The organism is Microbacterium sp. 4-7 (assembly GCF_014332665.1).
Classification (GTDB): Bacteria; Actinomycetota; Actinomycetes; order Actinomycetales; family Microbacteriaceae; genus Microbacterium.
Map to the genome: position 1 here is coordinate 208,810 of NZ_MCRH01000003.1, position 23,445 is coordinate 232,254.

The window sequence follows — 23,445 nt, forward strand, 5'->3', positions numbered from 1 at the left end:
CGGAATCGCCTTCGGATACACCCCTGCATCCGACTGCGTGAGCTCTTCCTGTCCCCACGACAGAATTGCAGAACCCAGATATTCCCCAGTGAGAATGACCCTACATCATCGAAACAGGAAAGTCACGACGCGCAACGCAGTTGTTCGCGGGACACGTCAGGCGCGGTGACCATGGGCGTGTGGTCGACCACCGTCAGTCGTTCTCCGGCGCCGGTTCCCTGATATTCGACGGTGATCGTCGACGATTCGCCCGGAGCCAGCAGCACCTCGTGCTGAACGGCGGAGCGGGAGCCGAGCAGAGCGGTCTGCACACTGACCTCTTCTCCGTCGCGATCGATATGAGACGGGGTCGCGCCCTCGGGGCCGTACACGGTGATCAGGGTCCTGGTCGACCCGGCGGGTACTCCGTAGAACCCGTTAGCGGTCACGTATGGCGGCAGCGCCGTCCCGGCGTCCGCGGGCGCGTCGTTCTTCCAGGTCACCGTCACCTGCGTGGTCGGTTTGCCGTCGCACGTGCCGATCGACGTCGTGATGGCCGCGTCCGCGTAGAAGTCCATCTTCCCGCCGGTCGTGTCGTTGAAGAGCACGCCGACGTGGGTCTGGGGGCCGTCCTCGGGCAGCGCCCCGCCGAGCGTCGACGCCGACAGGATCGCCTCCTCATCCTCATGCGCGCTCCAAATGCGGATGCGTCGCTCATCGGCAGACTCCGCGAGAGCGGCGACGAGATCCTTCGGGGCGGCTTCCGTGAGCGCGGCGGACAGAAGCGCTCCCGCGGCCTGCGAGAAGACCTCGTCCTGCGCGGACGGGTCGGGCACGCTCGCGTAGATCTCTGAGAGCAGCAGGTTCACGACGGTGTCCTCCGTGGCGGTGAACGGCCCGAACGCGAGCGGACCCGTGGCTGCGATCAGGTCTTCCGTCATCACCGCGTCGACCGCGATGACGCCGTCGACAGATTGCCCGAAGCGGTTCTGCCAGCGCGTCGCGATCGCCGGCCCGGCCTCGGTGAAGTCGGGGATGCTCGTCAGGTTCTGCAGGTATCGACCGGGGCGGTCCTCGAAGAGGGCCACGGTCGATTCGCTGAGCGGGATCGGCGTGTCGAGGGCCGGGAAGTCCTGCGTGGAGGCCTGCTGGACGAGCGTGATCCGGCCGTTCTCGGCGTGCAGCAGGGCGATCGCCCCGATGATTCCGCCGGACGATCGCAGCTCCGCATTGTTCTGCATCGCGAGCACATAATTGCGGGGGCCCTCTCCGCCGAGCATGCTCGGCAGCAGCGCGGACGCTCCATGCAGCGCTCCCACGACGGTGGCAGCCTGCGTGACGGCCGATCGCATCTCTCGCACGGCATCGGCGAGCGGAGGAATCGTCGCGCCCGCGTCGATGTCGAGCGCTCGCGTCTCCGCAGAAGTCAGCGTGGCACTCGCCTCAGCCAACGGGGGCTCGATCTGCGCGAAAGGCGTGAGGTCCACGACGCCGCCCGAGAGGCCCAGACTCGCCAGATCGAGTTCCTCAGCGGCGGCCAGCACCGGAACGAGCGCGTCCGACGCGACGTCGTCGGCGATCTCGGCGACGTCGCTCACCGCTGAGAAGTTCGGTCCGAGCCAGGGCAGCAGACCGAAGCCTGACCAGATCGGATCTGATGTCAGGTCGTGCGCGGACCCCGCGTGGTGAGCGATGCGCGCAGAGAGCGCCGCGGCCGTGTCGAGGTCGCCCTGCCCGATCGCCTGCTTGAGCTTCGACGACGCCGCGGAGACCTGCTGCAGATCGTTCACAGCACCGATTCCGCGGATGCCGACCCAGCCGATCGCGAGCACGACGAGGGTCACGATCACGCCGATGGTCCACCGCAACCATCGACGACGCACAGGCAGACGTCCGTCACTCACCCCTGCATTCAAGCACGAAGCGAGATATCGGCGGCGGACGGCCCCGCAATCCTCCGCGCACCCGGTGCTGCTCCCAGGTTCGGGGCGGGTGGGCGATTACTGTTGTCGCATGGGTGCTCGGCTGCGTGTTGTTCTGGATCAGCTGACGCATGTCGTGCACGCGGACCACGCCTCAGCGGCGTCGGACCTCACCGCTGCGCTCATCTCGACCGCCCCCTCCGGGTGCGAGGTCGAGGCCATCGTCCCGTCGGGCGTCGACGTGCAGATCCCGGGTCTGGTCGACGTGCGCAGACTGTCACTCGCGCGGCGCGAGCTCGCGGCGTCCTGGCAGTTGGGCATCGTCCCCGGGGTGGGCGGGGGGCTCATCCACTCGCCGACCCTGATGGCTCCGCTGGTGCGTCACGACCGCCTGCACGACCTCGATCAGACGACAGTCACGCTGTGGGATCTGCAGGCGTGGGACGAGCCGGATTCGCTTACCAAGTCCGTGGTCGCCTGGCAGCGGGCGATGCTGAAGCGAGCCGTCAAGCACGCGGATGCCGTCGTGGTGCCCTCCCACTCGGTCGGTGAGCGACTGGCGGAGATCGCGAAGCTGAGCGGACGGATTCGCGTCATCCCTGGGGCCGCCCCAACTGCTCTGGTGATGCCCCTCGACGCGCGAGAACGACGAGCCGCTCTGTCCCTGACGGAAGGGTATGTGCTGCTCACCGGATCCGCGCAGTCGCTCGAGCACGGCTTCCGGGCAGCTGTCGCATCCCACAGGGATGCCGTCGTGCTCGACGCTCCGGAGGGGGCAGAACCGCGACTCGTCGAGGTCGCAGTGGCCGCAGGGCTGCCTGAAGCACGGGCCCACATCCGTGGCGCTCTGTCGACGGAGGATCGGGCGGCCGTCTTCGCCGGGGCGTCGGCGCTGGTCGCGACCAGCCCACGCGCTGCGTGGCCATGGCGTGCGGTCGAGGCCATGACCCTCGGTGTGCCGGTGGTCGCCGTCGACAGCGGAGTCCATCAGGATGTGATCGCTGACGGGGGCGCGATCGTGCCGTCGACCGAGATGGCCGAGGCCGTCGTCGATGCGGTCGGAGACGGCGCACGGCGTCTGAGCGTGCTCGGCGCGGATCGATCGAGGTCGTTCTCCTGGCTCGGCGCGGCCGAGCGTGTGTGGGGACTCCACGCGGATCTCTGAGACAACCATCACCGCTGTCGTCGAGCTCGCCGACAGCGTCAGCGGGCTCTCAGGAGCGCATGACCTCGACGGCTTCCGCGCTCGGTCCGTCGAAGCGCACTTTGCCCTTCTGAAGCAGGATGCCGCGGTCGCACAGGTTCGAGACCATGTTGAGGTCGTGGCTGACCACGACGAGCGTCTTCCCCTCAGCGTGCAGTTCGCGCACGCGAGCGAGGCACTTCTTCTGGAACGGCTCGTCGCCGACCGAGAGGATCTCGTCGATCAGCAGGACGTCCATCTCGGTGTGGATCGCCACGGAGAACGCGAGTCTGAGGAACATGCCGGACGAATAGTGCTTCACCTCGGTGTCGATGAACTGCTCGATCTCGCTGAACGCGACGATCTCGTCGTACCGAGCTTCGGTCTCCTTCTTGCTCATGCCGAGGATCGCGGCGTTGAGGAAGATGTTCTCGCGTCCGGACAGATCGGGGTGGAACCCCGCGCCGACCTCGATCAGGCCGGCGATGCGGCCGCGAGTGAGCACGGTGCCGGCATCGGGCTCGAGAACACCCGAGATCAGCTTGAGCATCGTCGACTTGCCCGATCCGTTGAAACCGAGGAGAGCGACGGACTCGCCCTGCTGGATGTCGAACGACACGCCGTCCAGGGCGTGGAAGTCGGTCGTCAGCGGCTTGCGACGGATCGCGGCGAGAGCCGTCTCCTTGATCGAATGCGTGTGCCGGAGCTTGAACGTCTTGTGGACGTCGTCGATGATGATCCGCGGAAGTGGCTGCGCATCAGAGATCTTGGGCAAAGCGGCCCTCCAGTCGGCGGAAGACGAGCTGGCCGATGACCAGCGCGATGAGAGACGTCACGAGGGCGATGAGCCCGTACATCCACACGTCGGGGAGCGGGGACGCGTCAGGCCCGAGCGGGAACCAGACGCCGTAGTGGAAGAGCTCCACGGCGGCGGTGATGGGGTTCAGTCGATAGAGGACGAAGAGCCAGTCGGGTACGACATTGGCGACCTGCGTCCACTCGTACATCACGGGGGAGGCCCAGATCGCGACCATCACGATGATCTCGACGAAGCTCTGCGCATCGCGGAACGTCACGTTGATCGACCCGAAGAAGAGCCCGAGGCCACTGGCGAGCACGGCGATGATGACGAGTGCGAGAAGGATGGCGCCGAGCGAGGCGAAGGTGGGCGCCCACCCGAAGAACAGCGAGATGGCGATCACGACGATGATCTGCGGCACCGTGTTCACGGCGGCGATCATCATGCTGGCGATCGGGAACATCTCGCGAGGCAGGTAGATCTTCTTGATGAGCGCCGCGTTGTCGACCAGGGACCGGGTGCCGTTGGAGAACGCCTCGTTGAAGAAGGTGACGACGGTGATGCCCGAGAGCAGATAGATCGGGAAGTAGTCGACGCGGTCGTTCAGGCCGAGGAACACGCCGATCGCGACGAAGAACACCACGAACTGCACGAGTGGCTTCACGTACGACCACAGCCAGCCGAAGATGGAACCCCGATACCGGATCTGGACTTCCTTGCGCACGATGAGCGAGAGGAGATGCCGTTGCCGGAAGACCTCGAGGAGCCCTCGATTCGCGCCAGGAGTCGTCATTCTCTGGTCGTCGGCTGTGCGAGCCTGTTGCACCGCGATTCCACCTTCCGAGGCGCCGACGGTCTCGGGCGCACCGAGAGCAATCATACGATCCTCCGCGCGGTGTCCCTGGCAGATCGATGGGGATGCGTCCGAACGCGCGGCACAGGCGCAACCCAGGGTCAGGGGCTGGGCCGCTGGTAGGATCGCGGAGGTCTCGTGCGTCCGTCGATCCGAAAGCAAACTGTATCCGTGACACCTCTTCAAGCTCTCGATCAGCCTGCACTCTTCCGCTTCGAGGACCCGCAGACGGGCGCCGATCTGTCGGAGCGCGAACGCCGCCTTCTCGTCGGCGCGTTGAACTTCCACGCGCTCATGGCACCTCAGCGAAAGCTGCGGATCCATCTCTACGACGGCTCGGTGGAGACGACGCCTCGACTGACCGACGACAGCACGTTCGACGGACTCTCGAGGAACAACCGACACCGCATCGGGAGCTTCGACATCGTCAGCTCCGTCTCCGTCGAAGAGCGTGAGCCCGAGCGTGCGGAAGCGGCCTCGGCCCGTCTCGTGGCGTCGCCCGCCAGGCATCTGCACGTGTCATCCGACGATGTGCTCGACTCGGACCCTTACCGCCCGCAGCGTCCCGGCCTGGTCGGCCGGATCGCACGGAGCGTCAAGTCGCGCGCGCCGCTGCTCTACGACGACGCCCGGGACCTCTCGCTGCTCAGATTCCGCCGCAAGCTCACGACGGCCATCGAGCCTCGCGATTACGAGGCGGAGTTCCGTCCGGGGGGCGCACACGAGGACGACGTGATCGTGCCGGCCGGCCCGGTTCTCGACGGGGCGCCGAAGGCCGTGATCATCGGACTCCACTGGTTCGAGCTCGGTGGCGCCGAACTCTGGGCGTTCGAGACGGTGCGTCTGGTGCGCGAGGCCGGCTTCCTTCCCATCGTGCTGACCAATCGGGACTCTCACCAGCCATGGGTCACGCGGCCCGAGCTCGACGGAGCGCTGCTCATCCCGTTCTCCGAGCCCACCGTCACCTCGCAGACCGCCGGCGTCGAACCGCTGCTCCGCTCGCTGCTCCGCACCTTCGACGTGCGCGGTGTCGTCATCCACCACAACCAGTGGCTGTACGACCGGGTCGCCTGGATCGCCGCATCGCGTCCCGGTATCCCCATCATCGACAGCACTCACATCGTCGAGTACACCGGCGGCGGGTATCCGCTGAGCAGTGCGATCGCGTCCCGATCGATCACGACGCATCACGTCATCTCGCCGAGCCTCGCCCGCTGGATGACCGATGTGCAGCGCATCCCTGCTGACCGTGTGGTCATGGCACCGCTCGGCGGACTCACCGTGAAGCCGAAGGATGCCGTGTTCCGTCCGCGGACCGCGGGTGAGCAGTTCACCGTCGCGTTCATCGGCCGGATGGCCCGGCAGAAGGCGCCCGAGGTGTACATCACCATGGCGAGGCGGTTGAAGCGCCAGGGATACTCGCTGCGTTTCATCCTTCACGGCGGCGGCGAGCTGTCGAGCTGGGTCGATGACATCATCCGTGCCGAGGGGCTGGGGGAGGACATCGTCCGACGCAGCTCGGACACCCCTGTCTCCGAGACGCTCGATGAAGCGCATGTGCTCGTCGTCGCGTCGCACAATGAGGGACTCACGCTCACGACGCTCGAGGCGATCGCACACGGCGTGCCGGTGATCTCGACGGATGTCGGGGCACAGAGCGACATCATCCCCGAATCCGCTCTGGTTCCGCGTCACGCACGTCTCGCCGCTCGTCGGCTCGCCGAGGCGGTGGCCCCGCTCGTCGACGACGAGGAGTCGAGGGAAGCGCTGTGGCGGAAGGAGCGCAAGGCGGAGAAGAAGTTGCTGTCCCAGCAGTCCGCGAGTTCATGGTTCAAGGAAGAGGTGGGCTCATGGTGAGTGTCGCTGGAGTGGTCGTCACGTTCAATCGGCTCGAGAAGCTGAAGACGGTGATCGCATCGATCGAGGCGCAGACGCACGCCGTCGAGACGCTGTTCGTCATCGACAACGCCTCGACCGACGGCACGGCGGAGTACCTGGCATCCCTCGAGACGTCCGTCCCCCTCGAAGTCGTGACCATGTCGACCAACTCCGGGGGAGCGGGTGGCTTCTCCGAGGGGATGCTGCGCGGATACGCCTCCGGCGCGGACCACGTGTGGATCATGGACGATGACTGCTATCCGAAGCCGGAAGCGCTCGAGAGCCTCATCGCCGGATTCGACGGGGCCGTCCAGGAACTCGGCGGCGACGTCCCCTTCGCATGCTCCGTCGTCGAGTTCACCGACGGCAGCATCTGCGAGATGAACAACCCCGTGACGACGTGGGACTGGGGTCGTCTGCTCGTCAAAGGCCAGAACAATGTCATGGTCACAGCGTGCTCGTTCGTCTCCGTGCTCATTCCACGCTGGGCGATCGCGGAGTACGGGCTTCCCTACTCCGAGTACTTCATCTGGTTCGACGACCGCGAGTACACCCTTCGCCTCACCGCTCGTTGCCCCGGCGTGCAGGTGCTCGACAGCGTCGTGGTCCACGACATGGGCGACAACCGCGGAGTGAACTTCGCGATGGTCGACCGCAAGAGCCTCTGGAAGTTCTCGTACGGCGTGCGCAACGAGGCCTCCTGGCAGCTGCACCATCGCGGATTCCTGTACTTCATCGAGTTCGGCGCACGGCTCTTCGTGAGCCTGCACCGCGGTCGCGTCCCGCTGGATCTGCGCGCGAAGCTGCTCGGCAAGTGGCTGAAGGGCATCACCTTCAATCCGAAGGTCCGCTACCCGGAGGGTGAGGCGGCGTGAGCTGGGTCTCGATCCTGCCCGCACTGATCGTCACCGGAGCTCTTCTCTTCCTCCCGGGACTCCTGCTCGGCTTCCTCCTCCGCCTGCGCGGAATGAGACTCCTCGCGCTGGCACCGGCGCTGAGCGTCTCCCTCGTCGCGGTCGCCGCCATCGCAGCGCCTTTCGTGGGAATCCGATGGAGCATCCTGCCCGTCCTCGTACTCACCGCAGTGGCGTCGCTCGCCGCCTTCTTCTGGTCCAAGCACGTCGGAGTCCCGGCGCGACCACGCACGCACGTGAGCGCGAGGCAGCTGGTCGCGATCATCGTCTCCATCGCAGTGCCCGCTGCGCTGATCGCGTTCGTGCTCGTGCGGAGCATGCACGAACCAGAGTTCTTCTCACAGCGTTACGACAACTTCTTCCATCTGAACGCTGTGCAGTACGTCCTGGACACCGGGAACGCATCGCCGCTGTGGCTGGGAAGCATGACGTCGCCGGCCGGCGTCCCCTTCTACCCGTCCGGATGGCACGCGCTCGTCTCCATCGTCGTCGCCCTGAGCGGAGCATCCGTGCCCCTCGCCACCAATGCGATGATCATCGTCGTCGCGGCGGTCGTCTGGCCGATCGGCGCGGTGTTCCTCGTGCGCGAGCTCCTGGGACGAAACCAGATCATGACGGTGATCGCGGGCGCTCTGGCTGCCGCCTTCCCCGCGTTCCCCTTCCTGCTCCTGCACTACGGGGTGCTCTATCCGCTGTTCCTCGGCCTGGCCGTGGCTCCGGCCGCGATCGTCGTCGCCTGGTGGCTTCTCAGGCCCGGGCGAGTGTCACGTCGCCAGGACTGGGCCCTGCTGTTGGTGCTCGTCGTGCCGGGCCTGGGTGTCGCGCACCCCGGGGCTCTCATGGCGGTCGTCGCTCTCACGGTGCCCTTCGTCCTCGCCAGGCTTCTGCATCAGATGAGGGCTCCCGGACGCCCGCGGGTGATCGCGATGGGCCTGCTCGTCGCCTACGCCGCCGTCGGCGTGGTCCTCCTGCAGGTCGTGCGTCCCCCCGGAAGCCAGATCTACTGGCCCATCATCAACACCGTGCCCGACTCCATCGGAGAGGTCGTCGCGGCGAGCGTGTACGGCTACCCGAGTTCGCTCGGGATCACCGCCCTGATGATCATCGGCGCGTACAGCGTGATCCGCCGAGGCACCTATGCGCGGTGGTCGGTCCTGGCGATGGCGGTCATCTCCGCCGTGCTCTACATCATCGTGTCGGCGTCACCGTATGAGACGCTCCGATTCTGGTTCACGGCCCCGTGGTACAACAACCCGCCTCGTATCGCCGCGTTCTGGGCGATCGGAGTCCTCCCGCTCGCTGCGCTCGGCGGCATCGTGCTGGTCACATGGCTTCTTCGCCAGCGCCTGCTCGCGCCGGTGCGGCGCTTCTCCGAGCGTCTGCCGATCGTCCTGATCGCCGTCGTCGTGATCGCACTCGTCGGAGTCACCCAGAACGCCGCGATCCGGCAGGCCGCAGCAGATATCGAGTTCACCTACGAGCTGCGACCGGGTGGGCCGATCCTGTCTCCAGACGAGCTCGATCTCATGGAGGATCTCGACGAGCTCGTTCCTGAGGATGCCGTCATCGCGGGAGACCCGTGGACCGGAGCGTCCTTCGCCTATGGCGTGAGCGGACGACGCGTCCTCATGCCGCATCTCCTGATGGATCTCACCGACGACGCCGAGGCGATCAACACGAAGCTGAACACAGACGGCGACTCTCCGCAGGTGTGCGACGCCCTCGAGGACACCGGTGTCGCGTACGTCCTCGACTTCAGCGCCGACGGCGACTTCCAGGAGAACGACGGCGACTACTCGGGACTCGACGACCTCGAGAGCTCGCCTTACGTCGAGCTCGTCGAGCAGCGCGGAGATGCGAAGCTCTACAAGATCGTCTCGTGCGGACTCGGGTCATGACGTACGAGATCTTCGTGCCTTTCTGGGGAGACCCCGAACAGCTCTACGAGACCGTCGAATCGGTGCGCGCCCAGACGGACCCGGACTGGCGGCTGACAGTCATCGACGACTGTTATCCCGATGACTCTGTCGCGGCGCACTTCGACGAGGAGTCGGACGAGCGGATCATCTACACCCGGAACGAGCACAACGTCGGGATCACCGAGAACTTCCGGGAGTCGGTGCGCCGCGCGTCCGGGGACTTCGTCACGATCCTCGGCTGCGACGACCTCCTGCACCCGAACTACGTGGCGGTCGTCCGCGCCGCGGCGCGTGCCGTGTCCCACGCGGATGTGATCCAGCCGGGAGTCCAGGTCATCGATGAGCGCGGCGCGGTCGTGCTGCCCCTCGTCGATCGGATCAAGCAGCGCCTGCTCACCCCGAAGGGCCAGGGGATCACCGTGTTCAACGGCCCTGACATGGCCACGACGCTGATCCGGGGCAACTGGCTGTATTGGCCCTCGCTCTCGCTGCGGGTCGAGACGCTGCGCAGGATCGACTTCACGGATGACCTCGCCGTCATCCAGGATCTCGCTCTCCTCATGGACATCGCGTTCGACGGGGGCACGCTGGCGTATACGCCGCCGCTCGCGTTCTCCTATCGGCGTCATCTGGCGAGCGCGTCTCAGAAGACGCTGCTCGACGGCAGTCGTTTCCTCGACGAGCGTCGGTACTACCGCATCGCGCGTCGATCGGCCGCTGCGCGGGGATGGAGTCGCACAGCGCGGACCGCGAGAGTACGTCTCATGTCCCGTCTGCACGGGATCGCCGCGTTGCCCCTCGTCCTGAGGCATGGCACGGCGCGGGGTGTGCGGTCGGCCCTGGCGCACGTCGCGGATCCCCGCTGAGGGTCGGCACGGAAAACTGCTCAGCCGCTGTCTACGGGGCTGAGCGGCCTCGGCTGAGTCGCCGTGCCGCGGCGACGCGACGTGATGCCTCGCGCCAGGCACGGAGAAGCATCCACCGCGACTGCAGAGCCTTGCGGAGACCCCGTGGCCTCGGTGCCGACGCATTGGCATCGTGCAGCCGACGTCGCAGAACCGGGCTCTGCACATGCGCGAGCACACGGGCCGTGTTGCCGACCGTCGCGATCCACAGGTCGTGGGACTCGACCAGGAACCCCGGGAAAGGCAGGATCAGCTCCGAGGCCTCACGTCGGATCGCCATCGCGCAGCCGTAGTAGGGGGCATCGCCGGCCAGCAGACGCAGCTCATTCGCCAGCGACCCGCCCGAGGGCAGCGGAGCGAGGCGCCAGGGTCGTCCGGTGAGCGGCGAGCTCAGTGGCGAGTCGTCAGGGAGCAGCACCAGGTCGCCGGCGGCGATCGAGCGGTAGCGGAGTGCCTCGACCAACAGGTCGCGACGCCCGGGGACCCACTCATCGTCCTGGTCGGAGAGGAAGATGACGTCACGGTCCGCCAGCGACAGCGCACGCTCGAACGTCTTGACGTAACCGAGGTTCTTCGGGTTTCTGTACACGGTCACGCGCGCATCGCGGTATGTCTCGAGAAGGGCGACGGTGCCGTCGGTACTCGCGTCGTCGACGATGACGACCTGATCGTCCGGCCGCAGTCCCGCGAGGATCGAGTCGAGTTGCTCGCGCAGATACCCTGTGCCGTTGTACGTCGCCATGCATACGCACACGGTCTCAGTCATGTGCGACTCCTCCCTCAGACGGTGCCACGAGAGCGAAAGCCGCCCGCCTCTCCCGCAGCAGATGATGTGTTCCGGCCGACCCGACGACGGCGAGGATCACGAGCTCCGAGGCGGCGAGGCCGGCGATGATCCCGCTGAGACCCCACTGGGACGCCCAGATCATGAGCGGCACTCCGACGACAGCGGCGCCGAGGGTGCCGTAGAGCACGTAGCGGTTCAGGCCGGCCGGCACCAGGACGTTGCGGATGAAGGGGGTCGTCAGGCTCGTCAGCGCGAAGGTGGCGCCGAAGCCCAGGAACACGGCGATCTCGGGCGTCGCCGCGCGGCCGAACAGGAGCGTGGACAGCACAGGGCCGAGCAGAGCCAGCGCCGTACCGCCGAAGAGAGCGAGGGCTGTGTGGAGGCCGAATGCCACGAGATGGCGGCGCGCCCGGCCATGCGCATAAGACACTTCGAGCACCCACTTCTGCAGAGTGTTCGACAGCACCGTGACGGCGAAGAGGGCGATGCGGAAGAACTTGTCGGCGGAGGTCGCCTGACCACTGGCCGTCGCGCCGAGGAGGCCCTGGGCGAGCGGGATGGGTGCAGAGGTGTAGGTTCCGCCGATCGTCTCGGCCGCGGCGACCGAGACGTTCGCGCGATATGCGCGCAGGATGCGCCGCCCGGCGAACGGAGGCACGGGTCGTCGGTAGAGGCGGAGGTTCAGAAGCAGCGGGCCGGTGAGGAAGCCGATCAGAGTGAGGACCGGATACCACAGCAGCTGCTCGGTGAGCAGGAGGAGCGGGATCGCGAGAGCGACGCTGAGGCTCACCGGCACGGTCTCGAACAGCAGGACGACCCGCGCATCCCCGACGCCGACTGCGTACCAGACGACGGTCATGGCCGCGGCGGTGGTCGCCAGCGTGACGAGGGCGGCGACAAGGCGGAACTCGGGGGGAACCAGGGCCGAGCTGAGGGCGGCACCGACGAGTCCCGCCGCGACGACGAGCAGTCCGCGGCACCAGAACGAATCACCGAAGAGCTGACGTCGGGCGTCGTCGTCGGCACTGAGCGCGATGCGCGCTCCGCCCGAGATGTTCCAGCCGAATCCCGCGACTATCGCGCAGACGGTTCCCACGGCCTGAGCCGTGCCCACGGAGCCCCACGCCGCCAGACCGAAGACGTTCGGGATGATCGGCAGCAGGAACAGCGGCGCGATGAATGAGATCAGAGGAACGGCGCTGAAGCCCGCGAAGCGTGACAGCAGAACCTTCATCGATGGGACTCCTCGGACCATTGCGGCCCGACACCATTCCGGATGGCGCGGACGTGAACGCGTGCGACCCTAGACTACTTGAGTCGGCGTGAACGAGAGGTCAGGGTCCCATGGTTGGTGTCATCGTGCTCGCCGCCTACCGACCTTCCCGGGAACTCTTCACCCGCCAGCTCGCCTCTATTCGCGATCAGACGGTCACCGACTGGGAGTGCATCATCTCCGTCGACGGAGAACTGGAGACCGTCGAGGAGGTCGTCGCCGAGGTCGCGGCCGGGGACGAGCGCTTCCGCATCGTCGCGGACGGCAGACGCCTGGGTTTCTACCTGAACTTCGAGAGGGGTCTCGCAGCGGTGCCCGCCGAGACCGAGTGGGTGGCGCTGAGCGACCAGGACGACTTCTGGTATCCCGACAAGCTCGAGAAGCTGCTCCCGTACCTCTCGGATTCGGCGATCGTCTCCGGGCAGGCGCGTCTGGTGTCCCATCCCGGTGACGAGGTGCTCGGATTCACCGACCGCCGGCAGCTCGACCTTGCATCGACGATGATCGTGAATCAGTTCACCGGTTCGTTGTGCCTCTTCCGCCGAGACCTGCTGACGACGGCGCTGCCGTTTCCCCGCCTCTCCTCACACACGGTCGCGCACGATCACTGGCTCGCTGTCGTCGGGATGGCGCAGGGAGGCGGTCGCATCGTGGATGAGGTCGTGCAGGACTACGTGCAGCACTCCGCGAATGTGTTCGGCGACCCGAGCAGGCTGAGACTCGGACCGATCGCGACTCTGCGGAGAGCCTGGGGCAATGCCGTCACGTTCGCCGTGCGGTACGAGGGGGCGGCGACGCCGTCCGCGATGACCCGGATGCTGTTCTGGATCTATGTGGGGTGGCGCCAGCTCATGGCGCAGACGCTCCTGGAGCGTGATCCCCGCGCGGCACGCGCGATCGAGTTGGATCGGCTCTTCGGCTCGGGTCGGCGACTGCCGGTGACTCTGGGGATGTTGCGGAGGGTTCGCCGCGCGCGGGCCGTCCCGACGCCTTTCGTCATCGCCTATGTCGCGAGCTGGGCAGCGGGGTGGCTGATCCGGGGCCGGCGGCGCACTCCGACGGTGGCACGCTGAGCGGTCCCTTCGCAGATCTCGCGCCGGTCACACAGGGCGCGCGCGCCAGGTGACTCGAGCGGCGTCAGCGGCGAGTTCCGGGCTCATCCTGCCCAGGCGCTCAGCGCGTCCGTCACGGAACCCCGCGATGAGCAGCTTGCGCATGGTGGATCGGGGCCTGGCCAGCATCCACGCGATGAGGAAGTACGCGTAGTCGGCTCGCGCGTCGCGACGCAGGCGCGCCCGATGACGCGGATGCCGCCGTCCCACGACGATCCGATTCCTCGCCCTGTAGTAGTACCGGAACGGCGTGCTCAGCGTGAGGGTGGGAAGCACCGCTCCGAGCGGGCCGGGTACCCGGTAGCGTGCACCCAGGCGGTGGGGCAGGCGGAGGCCGGGGGCGACGATGCACGGCAGGTCGGCATCCAGGCAGCGGATCTCGAAGTCCGTATCCACGAGGTCGATGAAGAGGGCTTCGTCCATCAGCCCGACCCGTTCGAGCACCTCTGACGGAAGATACATGCCCGACTGGATCGCGTGGGCGGCGTGGACCACTCCCTGCGGCGTCGATGACCCGGCCTGGGAGACGTCTGCGAAGAACTCCGGAACCACGGGGCCCGCGGGAACGCCGTGCGCGCGCGCATGCTCGTGCGTGGCGCCCAGAGCGGCGACGAAGCCGGGGGCGATGGTCGAGTCCTGGTCGAATGTCACGACCGCGCTCGCGCCGTGTTCGATGGCGCAGCGGATGCCGTGATTCAGTGCCGCACCGATGCCGCGGTTGCTCTCCAACGCGATCACCTGCGCACCGGTCGATGCGATGTCCGCGCGGATCACGTCGAACTCTGCACCGCTGCCGTCATCGACCACGATGATGCCGGTGACTTGCGGAGCGAGATCTCCCAGAAGCGGAGGCACCTGTGCCGGGCGATGCACGGTGACGACGCCCCAGACATCGGCGCTCGGGGCTCCGGACGTCATGCCGGGGGAGCGCTGTCGGCGTCGCGGCCGCGGTGCTGAGCCTCCAGAGCGGCGATGCGGCGATCCAACCTGTCGATCTCGGCGCGCGACAGCGCCGCTTCCTCCGCGACGCGGCGGATCTCGTCCTCTGCCTGGGAGAGCTCCCAGGAGAGGTGCAGCGCGACTCCCAGGAGCAGGGTGATCGCGAGAGCGAACAGCAGGTTCGCCGGCACTTGCACACCGAGCAGCGATGTCGCCCAGAGCAGGAGCTGGGGGAAGATCCCGAGCAGCAGGACGCTCAGCGCGATGACGATCCACATCACCGCGTACTTCTCGCGAAGACGTCGCGTCAGCAGCATCCAGAAGACCAGGGCGAGGATGACGAGAGCGAGAGCGATCCCGACGATGACGATCATCGTGCGACCTCCGGTTCGCCCACGGATGTGGACCGACTCGTCGAACCGGGTCGTCGCAGCATCGCCAGGCCGAGGGTGAACACCGAACGCAGCAGGTAGATCGATGCTCCGATCGGGCCCTGACTCGGGGTGCCGTGCACGCGCGGCCGCATGGCCACCGGCACCTGCGTCACCGTCAATCCGGCGTGGCACGCTGCGACGAGCGAGTCGATGGTGTCGCCGAGGTACTCGGCGGGGTAATAGCGGACGTACTGTTCGATGGCTCTGCTGTTGGCAGCGCGGAAGCCGCTCGTCACGTCTGTCAGACGGGTCTTCGCGACCCGGGACACGGTCTTGGCCAGGAACACCATCGCCCAGTGGCGCGGGCCGCGAACCGAATAGTCGCCGACGTCCGCGAAACGTGCGCCGATCGAGATGTCCGCGGTGTCGAGACCGTCGAGGACTCGCGCGATGTCGACGGGGTTGTGCTGGCCGTCGGCGTCGACCTGGATGGCCCGGGTGTAGCCGTGGCGCTTCGCGTACGTGAAGCCGGTGCGCATCGCTCCGCCGACGCCGAGGTTGAAGGGGAGGGAGATGACCGTGGCGCCGGCCTCTCGCGCGACCGCGCTCGTGTCATCGGTCGATCCGTCGTCGACGACGAGCAGATCGAAGTCGGCGCTCGCTGCCCGGATCTCGTGCACGGTGCGTCCGACGTTGCGGGCCTCGTTCCATGCGGGGACGATCACGAGGACACGGTCCGACGACAAGCTCATAGTTCACCGATCCTATCCGATCGGCCGAACGCGACGATCACGTGATCGGAGCGCCCATGGCGTAGTCGGCCTTGAAGGCGGGGGCGAGCTGGAGCACTGCGGGTGCACGCCCTCCACCGAGCCGGAGGAGAACCCCGATCGACGTCACATGTCGGAGCTTGCCGTTCTCGTAGAAGTAGATCTCCGGCGCGCCGGTGAACTGCACGAAGTCGGTTCCGCTGGTCAGCAGAGGGGATCCCACCTTGTATCGCGACAGCTGATCACCCGGGAGCACGTATTCGCGCGGCGCGGTTCCCCCGTTCAGCTGGAGCAGGGTCTTGATGCTGCGGACGTGACGCAACGTCCCGTTCTCGTATCGGTAGATCTCCTCGCGCCCGGTGAATCGCACGAACGACTTCTCGGGCAGGTTCGCCGCACCGGTGCCGAACCATTCGACGGTGGCCGGTGACCAGGGCAGCACCTTCAACGGCCTGGACCCGTTGAGGGCCAGCAGGTCGGCAGGGGACGGCACATGACGCAGCGTGCCGCCCGAGACGACGTAGATCTCCGGGGCTCCCTGCGGCTGGATGAACAGAGGTGCGGAGACCGTGGTCTTCGAGCGGGGCATCGCGCCGCATTCCCCGCTGCCCAGCGTGGTCGGCTTGATGCCGCCATACTGCGTGCCCGACACCGGATGGAGCTTGCCGCCCGCGGCGATCAGAGTGCTGCTGCCGCACGAGACGACGGGGGTGAGCGTCGAACCGACTCTCGTGTTGGCTGCGACCGAGCTGCTCGGCACCACGGTGATGCCGGCAGCGCCGAACTCACGGGCGAGGGCGGTGCTCGGTACGCGCAGCAGGCGGTCGCCGAGAAGCGTGAGGAACACATCCTGTGTTCCCGCGGCGCGGATCAGGCTGTTCGCCTTGATGACGAGGAGCCCGTTGCCGATCGATGCGGCCGCGGACGGCTTCATCGACGCGACGTACCCGGATGTTCCTTTGGAGACCTCGAGCCAGGTCTGCTGGTTGGCCACATGCCTGCGCAGACCGCCCTGGTAGAGGTAGACCTCGGGGTCCGCCCCCGAGCGGAAGAACGAACCGACAGGGGCACCCTCGGAGAATCGGTCCGCAGTGGTGCCCGTGAGGTTGACGTACGAGCTGAACGCGTATCCGAACAGGGCGACTTGAGCCGCGTCGACGAAGCGATGGCGGGTGCCGTCCGGTTCCAGGAGGTACAGCGTCCCCGTGCGAGGGTCGTGCACGTACCGCGTGACCGGCTTGCCCTCGGGCATCGGGTCGAGGTACGCCGCGGCCACGGACACGGCACCGCCGAGCCTCGACCGCAGTGCGGCGAGGTCCTCCGCAGCGACGACATGGTGGCGGACACCGGACTGCACGAGGTAGATCTCCGCGCGACCCGGCACCTGCGCGAGGGTGGCCGGAGCGGCGCCCGTCGTCTGAGTGCTGCCGAACCAATCGGTGAAGAGCTGGTAGAAGTTGCGATTGCCGTAGCTGGAGCATCCGTCCCCGGTGCCGTATCCGGCGTTGAGCGCCGCCCGATTCGGCTGGTAGGGCGTGTAGTAGTACAGAGCGGCGGTCGCCTTGTTCTCGACCCTGACCGGGGCGGACCCGCAGGCCCGGTTGGGGTGGTAGAGGATGTTCCAGGTCTTCCCCGGCGCGTAGTACGTGAACCAGCGTCCCTCGGCGTAGATCTGCATCTGCCGGGCGGCGCCGTAGATCTGGTAGAAGAAGCCTGCGTAGGCCGGATCGCACGGCGCAGTGTCCGGGCACCCCTGGCCGAGGGCCATGTCGAAGCGCCAGGTGCTCGGCCACGTGTGCGTGACGAGGCTCTGCTCCTTCTCGAGCATGACGATCAGCACCCGCGGGTTGATGCCGCAGGACTGTGCGACCCGCGCGATGATCGTCGCCGCCGACTCGTTCGGCGCTCCGGAGTATCCGCGGCAGTAGCTGTCCGCAGGACGGTTCGGTGTGTTCTGGCGGTAGTCCTTGAGGCAGACGTACCCGCCTCGGCACGAAGCCACCTTCCCACGGAAGAACGAGTCGATCTGGCCGGCGGACATGGTGTCGCTCTGGAAGAACACGCCATCGGAGATGATGTTCCCCGGCTTGAACTGCGCGAGGTTCGCGGTGTCCCGGATGGATGCGTCCGCGGAACCCGTCGCTGCGGTCGAGGATGTCAGCGTGGCCCCTGCAGTCGACAGAGCGCCGGAGGAGGAGGGCGCGACGGCGTTGGCCGGCGTCGCCACGAGCAGGGATGCGGCGAAGACGACAGCCGCTGCACTGGCGATGAGGCCGAGCAGGTGGGGGGATTTTGAGCCGGTCACCTGCTCATTGTGACGGAAATGCACAGACGATGCCAGTGTGAACGATGTGACGCAAGTAAATCGTGCCTGTCTGAGTCCCAGCTGGGATGTGGCACGATATGGGGGTGAAAGGCATAATTCTCGCTGGTGGCTCAGGAACCCGACTGCATCCGATCACGATCGGCATCTCGAAGCAGCTGATTCCCGTGTACGACAAGCCGATGGTCTACTACCCGCTGTCGACGCTGATGCTGGCCGGGATCCGAGACATCCTGATCATCACCACGCCTCACGACGCCGAGCAGTTCGAGCGGCTTCTCGGAGACGGCTCGCAGTTCGGAGTGAACCTCACCTTCGCACAGCAGCCCTCGCCGGACGGCCTGGCACAGGCCTTCGTGATCGGAGCGGACTTCATCGGCGACGACAAGGTCGCGCTCGTGCTCGGTGACAACCTGCTCTACGGCCCGGGGCTCGGAACGCAGCTCAAGCGCTACACCGATGTCGAGGGCGGCGCCGTGTTCGCCTACTGGGTGGCGGAGCCCAACGCCTACGGAGTGGTCGCGTTCGATGCCGACGGTCGTGCCGTCTCGCTCGAGGAGAAGCCCGAGCACCCCAAGAGCAACTACGCCGTACCCGGACTCTATTTCTACGACAACGACGTCGTCGAGATCGCTCGCGCCCTCGAGCCCAGCGCTCGCGGCGAGTACGAGATCACCGACATCAACCGCGCCTATCTCGAACGAGGCGCGCTCCAGGTGGAGGTGCTCCCGCGCGGAACAGCGTGGCTCGACACCGGGACCTTCGACCAGATGTCGGATGCCGGCGACTACGTGCGCACCATGGAGCGCCGCACGGGTCTGCGCATCGGCGTCCCCGAGGAGGTCGCCTGGCGTCAGGGCTTCCTCACCGACGATGACCTGCGCGAGCGGGCCACGAAGCTCGTGAAGTCCGGATACGGCACCTACCTGCTCGAGACCCTGGAAAGAGGTCGTTGATGTCGAACATCCTCGTCACCGGAGGCGCCGGTTTCATCGGCTCGAACTTCGTCCACTACGCGGTGGAGAACACCGATCACACAGTCACGGTGCTCGACGCGCTCACCTATGCCGGAAACCGGGCGTCGCTCGAGGGGCTCCCCGAGGACCGGGTGCGATTCGTGCACGGTGACATCACCGATGCCGAGCTCGTCGACGGGCTCACCGCAGAAGCGGACGCCGTGGTGCACTACGCGGCGGAGTCGCACAACGACAACTCGCTGCACAGTCCTCGTCCCTTCCTGGACACGAACATCATCGGCACGTACACGCTGCTGGAAGCGGCGCGTCGGCACGAGACGCGGTTCCACCACATCTCGACCGACGAGGTGTACGGCGACCTCGAACTCGACGACCCCGAGCGGTTCACCGAGCAGACGCCGTACAACCCGTCGTCGCCGTACTCGTCGACGAAGGCCGGCAGCGACCTGCTCGTGCGCGCGTGGGTCCGCTCGTTCGGCGTCCAGGCGACAATCTCGAACTGCTCCAACAACTACGGCCCCTATCAGCACGTCGAGAAGTTCATCCCTCGGCAGATCACCAATGTCATCCGCGGTATCCGGCCGAAGCTGTACGGTGCCGGGGAGAACGTCCGGGACTGGATCCACGCGAACGATCACTCGTCCGCCGTGCTCACGATCCTGGAGAAGGGTCGGATCGGCGAGACCTATCTGATCGGCGCCGACGGGGAGCGGAACAACAAGGACGTCGTCGAGCTCATCCTCGAGGAGATGGGCGAGCCGCGAGACGCGTACGACCACGTCACGGACCGCGCAGGTCACGATCTGCGGTACGCGATCGACTCCACCAAGCTCCGCACCGAGCTGGGCTGGAAGCCGGAGTTCGCCGACTTCGAGTCCGGACTCGCCGCGACCATCGCCTGGTACCGCGACAACGAATCGTGGTGGGCGCCGTCCAAGGACCAGACCGAGGCGTTCTACGCGTCGAAGGGACAGTGACCCGGTGAGCGAGATCGACTTCGGAAAGCCTCTGAGTCGCACCGAGACGACGATTCCCGGGCTCGAGATCTTCGATCTGCCCGTGCACGGCGACTCGCGCGGATGGTTCAAGGAGAACTGGCAGCGCGAGAAGATGACCGCACTGGGCCTCGCCGATTTCGGTCCGGTGCAGAACAACGTCTCCTTCAACGACGCCGTCGGCACGACTCGCGGGATCCACGCCGAGCCGTGGGACAAGTGGGTGTCGATCGCGACCGGTCGGATCTTCGGGGCCTGGGTCGACCTGCGAGAAGGCCCGACATTCGGAGCGGTCTTCACGGCGGAGTTGGATCCCTCGAAGGCGATCTTCGTGCCTCGCGGCGTCGGCAACTCCTACCAGACGCTCGAGCCTGACACCGCGTACACCTACCTCGTGAACGATCACTGGTCGCCGGACGCCTCGTACTCGTTCCTGAATCTCGCTGACGAGACCGTCGCGATCGAGTGGCCCATCCCGCTCGCCGAGGCCGAGGTGTCTGCGAAGGACCTCGCACACCCGCGTCTCGCGGATGTCGAGCCGGTCGCCCCGAAGAAGACCCTCGTCATCGGCTCGGGCGGGCAGCTGGGAACCGCGCTGCGAGCCGAGTTCGAAGGCGTCGGCAGCGTCGAATGGACGACGCGCGCGGATTTCGATCTCGGATCGACGACTCTGACCGACGCGCGACGGTGGCGCGACTACGACACGATCATCAACGCCGCCGCGTACACGGCCGTGGATCGTGCGGAGACGCCCGAGGGCAGGCGGGATGCGTGGGCGGTCAACGCCGCCGGACCGGCAGCTCTCGCTCGCATCGCTGCGGAGCACGGCATCACCCTCGTGCATGTGTCGAGTGACTACGTCTTCGACGGAACCGCCGAGCGACCGTACACGGAGGACGACGTCGTGTGTCCACTCGGCGTCTACGGCCAGTCGAAGGCGGCGGGCGATCTCGCCGTCTCCACAGCCCCTCGTCACTACATCGTCCGCACCTCGTGGGTGATCGGGAGTGGTGGGAACTTCGTGCGCACCATGGCGTCGCTGGCCGCGAAGGGAGTCGACCCGAAGGTCGTCGACGACCAGCGGGGGAGACTCACGTTCGCGGCCGAGATCGCGCGCCTCATCCGCACCCTCGTCGAGACCCGCCCGCCGTTCGGCGTCTACAACCTGACGTCCGAGGGCGAGAGCGTCACCTGGGCCGACGTCGCCCGCCGTGTGTTCGAACTCGTCGGCGAGGATCCGGCGCGGGTCACGGGTGTGTCGACTGACGCGTATTTCGCGGCGGCGACGTCGCCCGTCGCTCCGCGCCCCACGAACAGCGTCCTCGACCTGACCCGGGTGCAGAGCATCGGCTTCACCCCTCGCGTGGGAGACGAACTCCTCAGGGAGTATCTCGGGTCGTGAGCGTGTCGTTGCGGAGCGCAGACGCTCCGACCGCGGCGCCGAAGGCGCGGGTGTTCCGAACCGACATCCAAGCACTTCGCGCCGTGGCCATCGGCCTGGTGGTGCTCAATCACCTCTGGCCGATGCGCCTGCCCGGCGGCTACGTCGGAGTCGATGTGTTCTTCGTGATCTCCGGCTTCCTCATCACGGGGCACCTGGTGGGCGAGATGACACGGACCGGGGGAGTGCGCCTCGGTGCGTTCTATGCCCGACGGATCCGCCGCCTGCTTCCGGCGGCGCTGCTCGTCCTCGCGGTGTCGCTCGTGCTTCTCGTGCTGTTCCTTCCCTACCCTCGCTGGGAGCGGGGCGCCTGGGAGGTCGCAGCGAGCGCGGGGTACGTCGAGAACTGGTTCCTGGCATCGATGTCGGTCAACTACTCGGCGCTCAATGATGCGGCGAGCGTGGTCCAGCACTATTGGTCGCTGTCGGTCGAAGAGCAGTTCTACATCGTCTGGCCCGTGCTGCTGGTGGCCGCGCTGGCCGTGTCGCGGCGCACCGGACGACCGGACACTCGACGCGGAGTGAGAGCGCGGACGGCCACGGCGCTGATCGCGGTCGTCGCGCTGGTGGGGGTCGCCTCCTTCGTCGCCAGCGTCGTCTACACGACCATGGCTCCGCCTCAGGCGTACTTCGCGACGTTCACGCGCGGGTGGGAATTCGCGATCGGCGGGGCGGTCGCGCTGCTCGGCAGTCGAATCCCGCTCGGACGCGCCGCGGCCGACATCGTCAGCCTGCTCGGGTTCGGCCTCATCGTCGTCGCCGCCTTCGCCTATGATCATGCGACTTCTTTCCCCGGGTACGCCGCACTGGTGCCGGTCCTCGGCACCGCAGCGGTGATCCTCGCCGGAAACTCGCACGCCGCTCTCTGGCATGCGAAGGTGACCGCACTGAGACCTGTGCAGTGGATCGGCGGAGTCTCGTACTCGCTCTATCTCTGGCACTGGCCGCTCATCGTCGTCGCCCCGTTCGTCATCGGTGGCGAAGCGAACACTCTCTCGAAGGTCGCGGTTCTGGCCATCTCGCTGGTGTTGGCCGTGCTCACGAAGAGGTTCGTCGAAGACGCCGGACAGACCTGGGGATATTGGCGCGGCTCCTCGCGCCGCGCGTTCGGGCTCATGGTCACGGGGATGCTCGTCATCGCGGCGCTCGTGGCGGCGGTCCTTGCCGCATATGCGGCGAGGGTCGAGGCGGACAGCCCACCGGACGACCTCGCCGCGTCGACGTGCGAAGGGCCTTCGGCGCTCGCACCGGGGGCCGAGTGCGATGACCCTTTCGGGGCTGCGGACTATTCGGTGATGACCAAGAAGAACGAGTACTTCTACACGCCTGCGGAGTGCGGCGAGTTCCTGCCGATTCTCACGTATGGGGACCTCAAGACCACCCACGAGTGCGATTTCTCGCGAGGCGAAGAGGATCCGACGAGGGTGTGGCTCATCGGGGACTCCCATGCGCAGCAGTGGCAGGGAGCTGTGTTCGACATCGCAGAGGAGCACGGCTGGATCGTCGACACGAGTTTCTACGGCGGGTGTCCCGCAGCCGACGTCGAGTTCATCGGGTTCCGCAGCGCGTGGGGTGCCGCCGACGTCGAGAGGTGCCGCGAGTGGTCGAGCGACCTCGCCGACACCGTCGCCGAAGAGGATCCGGACCTCGTCATCACCGCGATGGCGTCGCGGCTCCAGCTGGTGGACGACGGCAGCGACCGGCCGCAGGTCGATCAGATGTCGGACGGACTGCTCGATTACTGGAGGCGGTGGAGCGAGGAGGGGATCAAGGTGCTCGCGCTGGCGGATCCTCCGTTCAACGCTGAGGTCAGAAGCCCCGACTGCGTGCTGCACAATGCCGAGGACCCGAAGTCCTGCGCGCGCCCTCGAGCCGAGGCGCACCCGGTCGACCCGGTGGTCGTGGCGGGCGCACAGGCAGCGTCACCGTCGATCAGCGTGCTGGATCTGACCGACCGATTCTGCGACGCGACATCGTGCTACGCCGTGGTCGGCGGCATCCCCGTCTACTACGATGCGGATCATCTCAATCTCGAATACGCCAGACTGCTGGGAACCGAGATCGACGCGGCGGCCGAGCGACTGCTCGCAACGGGCGGATAG

19 protein-coding genes are annotated in these 23,445 nt (G+C 66.9%); 10 read left to right on the forward strand and 9 right to left on the reverse strand.

All coding sequences use genetic code 11. The features are described from left to right. Nucleotides 1-122: 122 nt before the first annotated feature. Nucleotides 123-1,883, reverse strand: a complete 1,761-nt coding sequence (locus BEP68_RS05080) for a DUF4012 domain-containing protein (protein ID WP_187249411.1) — start codon at nucleotides 1,881-1,883, stop codon at nucleotides 123-125. A 109-nt stretch (nucleotides 1,884-1,992) separates the two neighbouring features. On the opposite strand from BEP68_RS05080, the gene BEP68_RS05085 reads away from it, so the two are divergent. Further along, nucleotides 1,993-3,066: a glycosyltransferase gene (locus BEP68_RS05085; protein WP_187249412.1), complete on the forward strand. Its 1,074-nt coding sequence runs from the start codon at nucleotides 1,993-1,995 to the stop codon at nucleotides 3,064-3,066. A gap of 49 nt (nucleotides 3,067-3,115) precedes the next feature. On the opposite strand, the gene BEP68_RS05090 is transcribed toward BEP68_RS05085, so the two are convergent. Both BEP68_RS05090 and BEP68_RS05095 read right to left on the reverse strand, forming a co-directional pair. Next, on the reverse strand, nucleotides 3,116-3,859 hold the full coding sequence (locus BEP68_RS05090; protein ID WP_053095621.1) for an ABC transporter ATP-binding protein: 744 nt from the start codon (nucleotides 3,857-3,859) through the stop codon (nucleotides 3,116-3,118). Beyond that, nucleotides 3,843-4,763 (reverse strand): ABC transporter permease, encoded by a 921-nt coding sequence (locus BEP68_RS05095; protein WP_082297772.1) that lies wholly within the window; start codon nucleotides 4,761-4,763, stop codon nucleotides 3,843-3,845. The genes BEP68_RS05090 and BEP68_RS05095 overlap by 17 nt, the downstream gene beginning before the upstream one ends. Before the next feature lie 144 nt (nucleotides 4,764-4,907). On the opposite strand from BEP68_RS05095, the gene BEP68_RS18355 reads away from it, so the two are divergent. Genes BEP68_RS18355 through BEP68_RS05115 form a run of 4 tightly spaced genes read left to right on the forward strand, consistent with a single transcriptional unit; the run spans nucleotide 4,908 to nucleotide 10,313 of the window. Beyond that, nucleotides 4,908-6,593, forward strand: a complete 1,686-nt coding sequence (locus BEP68_RS18355; protein ID WP_187249413.1) for a glycosyltransferase — start codon at nucleotides 4,908-4,910, stop codon at nucleotides 6,591-6,593. Next, the gene (locus BEP68_RS05105) at nucleotides 6,587-7,489 is read left to right on the forward strand and encodes a glycosyltransferase family 2 protein (RefSeq protein ID WP_187249414.1); all 903 of its coding nucleotides are present in this window, start codon (nucleotides 6,587-6,589) and stop codon (nucleotides 7,487-7,489) included. The genes BEP68_RS18355 and BEP68_RS05105 overlap by 7 nt, the downstream gene beginning before the upstream one ends. Beyond that, on the forward strand, nucleotides 7,486-9,426 hold the full coding sequence (locus BEP68_RS05110) for a DUF6541 family protein (protein WP_187249415.1): 1,941 nt from the start codon (nucleotides 7,486-7,488) through the stop codon (nucleotides 9,424-9,426). The genes BEP68_RS05105 and BEP68_RS05110 overlap by 4 nt, the downstream gene beginning before the upstream one ends. Beyond that, on the forward strand, nucleotides 9,423-10,313 hold the full coding sequence (locus BEP68_RS05115) for a glycosyltransferase (RefSeq protein ID WP_187249416.1): 891 nt from the start codon (nucleotides 9,423-9,425) through the stop codon (nucleotides 10,311-10,313). The genes BEP68_RS05110 and BEP68_RS05115 overlap by 4 nt, the downstream gene beginning before the upstream one ends. A gap of 31 nt (nucleotides 10,314-10,344) precedes the next feature. Here BEP68_RS05115 and BEP68_RS05120 read toward each other — a convergent pair whose 3' ends face one another. Together BEP68_RS05120 and BEP68_RS05125 are read right to left on the reverse strand one after the other, a co-directional pair. Beyond that, nucleotides 10,345-11,118: a glycosyltransferase gene (locus BEP68_RS05120; protein ID WP_261987725.1), complete on the reverse strand. Its 774-nt coding sequence runs from the start codon at nucleotides 11,116-11,118 to the stop codon at nucleotides 10,345-10,347. After that, nucleotides 11,111-12,373: a lipopolysaccharide biosynthesis protein gene (locus BEP68_RS05125; protein WP_072591035.1), complete on the reverse strand. Its 1,263-nt coding sequence runs from the start codon at nucleotides 12,371-12,373 to the stop codon at nucleotides 11,111-11,113. Before BEP68_RS05125 ends, BEP68_RS05120 begins: the two co-directional genes overlap by 8 nt. Nucleotides 12,374-12,483: 110 nt before the next feature. Here BEP68_RS05125 and BEP68_RS05130 point away from each other — a divergent pair, with 110 nt between their 5' ends. Continuing rightward, nucleotides 12,484-13,485, forward strand: a complete 1,002-nt coding sequence (locus BEP68_RS05130) for a glycosyltransferase (RefSeq protein WP_187249417.1) — start codon at nucleotides 12,484-12,486, stop codon at nucleotides 13,483-13,485. A gap of 27 nt (nucleotides 13,486-13,512) precedes the next feature. Here BEP68_RS05130 and BEP68_RS05135 read toward each other — a convergent pair whose 3' ends face one another. From BEP68_RS05135 to BEP68_RS05150, 4 genes are read right to left on the reverse strand one after another with little or no spacing between them, the layout of a single operon-like run. Then, nucleotides 13,513-14,442, reverse strand: a complete 930-nt coding sequence (locus tag BEP68_RS05135; protein WP_187249418.1) for a glycosyltransferase — start codon at nucleotides 14,440-14,442, stop codon at nucleotides 13,513-13,515. Then, on the reverse strand, nucleotides 14,439-14,837 hold the full coding sequence (locus BEP68_RS05140; protein ID WP_053095630.1) for a DUF2304 domain-containing protein: 399 nt from the start codon (nucleotides 14,835-14,837) through the stop codon (nucleotides 14,439-14,441). The genes BEP68_RS05135 and BEP68_RS05140 overlap by 4 nt, the downstream gene beginning before the upstream one ends. Beyond that, entirely contained in the window at nucleotides 14,834-15,589 is a 756-nt protein-coding gene (locus BEP68_RS05145) for a glycosyltransferase family 2 protein (protein WP_053095631.1), read from the reverse strand. The genes BEP68_RS05140 and BEP68_RS05145 overlap by 4 nt, the downstream gene beginning before the upstream one ends. A 37-nt stretch (nucleotides 15,590-15,626) precedes the next feature. Beyond that, entirely contained in the window at nucleotides 15,627-17,912 is a 2,286-nt protein-coding gene (locus tag BEP68_RS05150; RefSeq protein WP_187249419.1) for a hypothetical protein, read from the reverse strand. Between the two features lie 104 nt (nucleotides 17,913-18,016). Here BEP68_RS05150 and rfbA point away from each other — a divergent pair, with 104 nt between their 5' ends. From rfbA to BEP68_RS05170, 4 genes are read left to right on the forward strand one after another with little or no spacing between them, the layout of a single operon-like run. Then, the gene (gene rfbA, locus BEP68_RS05155) at nucleotides 18,017-18,886 is read left to right on the forward strand and encodes a glucose-1-phosphate thymidylyltransferase RfbA (RefSeq protein ID WP_187249420.1); all 870 of its coding nucleotides are present in this window, start codon (nucleotides 18,017-18,019) and stop codon (nucleotides 18,884-18,886) included. After that, entirely contained in the window at nucleotides 18,886-19,884 is a 999-nt protein-coding gene (gene rfbB, locus BEP68_RS05160) for a dTDP-glucose 4,6-dehydratase (protein WP_187249421.1), read from the forward strand. Before rfbA ends, rfbB begins: the two co-directional genes overlap by 1 nt. A 4-nt stretch (nucleotides 19,885-19,888) precedes the next feature. After that, the gene (rfbD, locus tag BEP68_RS05165; RefSeq protein ID WP_187249422.1) at nucleotides 19,889-21,304 is read left to right on the forward strand and encodes a dTDP-4-dehydrorhamnose reductase; all 1,416 of its coding nucleotides are present in this window, start codon (nucleotides 19,889-19,891) and stop codon (nucleotides 21,302-21,304) included. Further along, nucleotides 21,301-23,445, forward strand: a complete 2,145-nt coding sequence (locus BEP68_RS05170) for an acyltransferase family protein (RefSeq protein WP_187249423.1) — start codon at nucleotides 21,301-21,303, stop codon at nucleotides 23,443-23,445. Before rfbD ends, BEP68_RS05170 begins: the two co-directional genes overlap by 4 nt.

Excerpts from the sequence above, each read along its gene's own strand:
- BEP68_RS05085 (WP_187249412.1), top strand. The coding sequence starts at position 1,993 with ATGGGTGCTCGGCTGCGTGTTGTTCTGGATCAGCTGACGCATGTCGTG.
- BEP68_RS05120 (WP_261987725.1), bottom strand. The coding sequence starts at position 11,118 with ATGACTGAGACCGTGTGCGTATGCATGGCGACGTACAACGGCACAGGG.
- BEP68_RS05130 (WP_187249417.1), top strand. The coding sequence starts at position 12,484 with ATGGTTGGTGTCATCGTGCTCGCCGCCTACCGACCTTCCCGGGAACTC.
- BEP68_RS05115 (WP_187249416.1), top strand. The coding sequence starts at position 9,423 with ATGACGTACGAGATCTTCGTGCCTTTCTGGGGAGACCCCGAACAGCTC.
- rfbB (WP_187249421.1), top strand. The coding sequence starts at position 18,886 with ATGTCGAACATCCTCGTCACCGGAGGCGCCGGTTTCATCGGCTCGAAC.
- BEP68_RS05095 (WP_082297772.1), bottom strand. The coding sequence starts at position 4,763 with ATGATTGCTCTCGGTGCGCCCGAGACCGTCGGCGCCTCGGAAGGTGGA.
- BEP68_RS05145 (WP_053095631.1), bottom strand. The coding sequence starts at position 15,589 with ATGAGCTTGTCGTCGGACCGTGTCCTCGTGATCGTCCCCGCATGGAAC.
- BEP68_RS05135 (WP_187249418.1), bottom strand. The coding sequence starts at position 14,442 with ATGACGTCCGGAGCCCCGAGCGCCGATGTCTGGGGCGTCGTCACCGTG.
- BEP68_RS05140 (WP_053095630.1), bottom strand. The coding sequence starts at position 14,837 with ATGATCGTCATCGTCGGGATCGCTCTCGCTCTCGTCATCCTCGCCCTG.
- BEP68_RS05125 (WP_072591035.1), bottom strand. The coding sequence starts at position 12,373 with ATGAAGGTTCTGCTGTCACGCTTCGCGGGCTTCAGCGCCGTTCCTCTG.
- BEP68_RS05105 (WP_187249414.1), top strand. The coding sequence starts at position 6,587 with ATGGTGAGTGTCGCTGGAGTGGTCGTCACGTTCAATCGGCTCGAGAAG.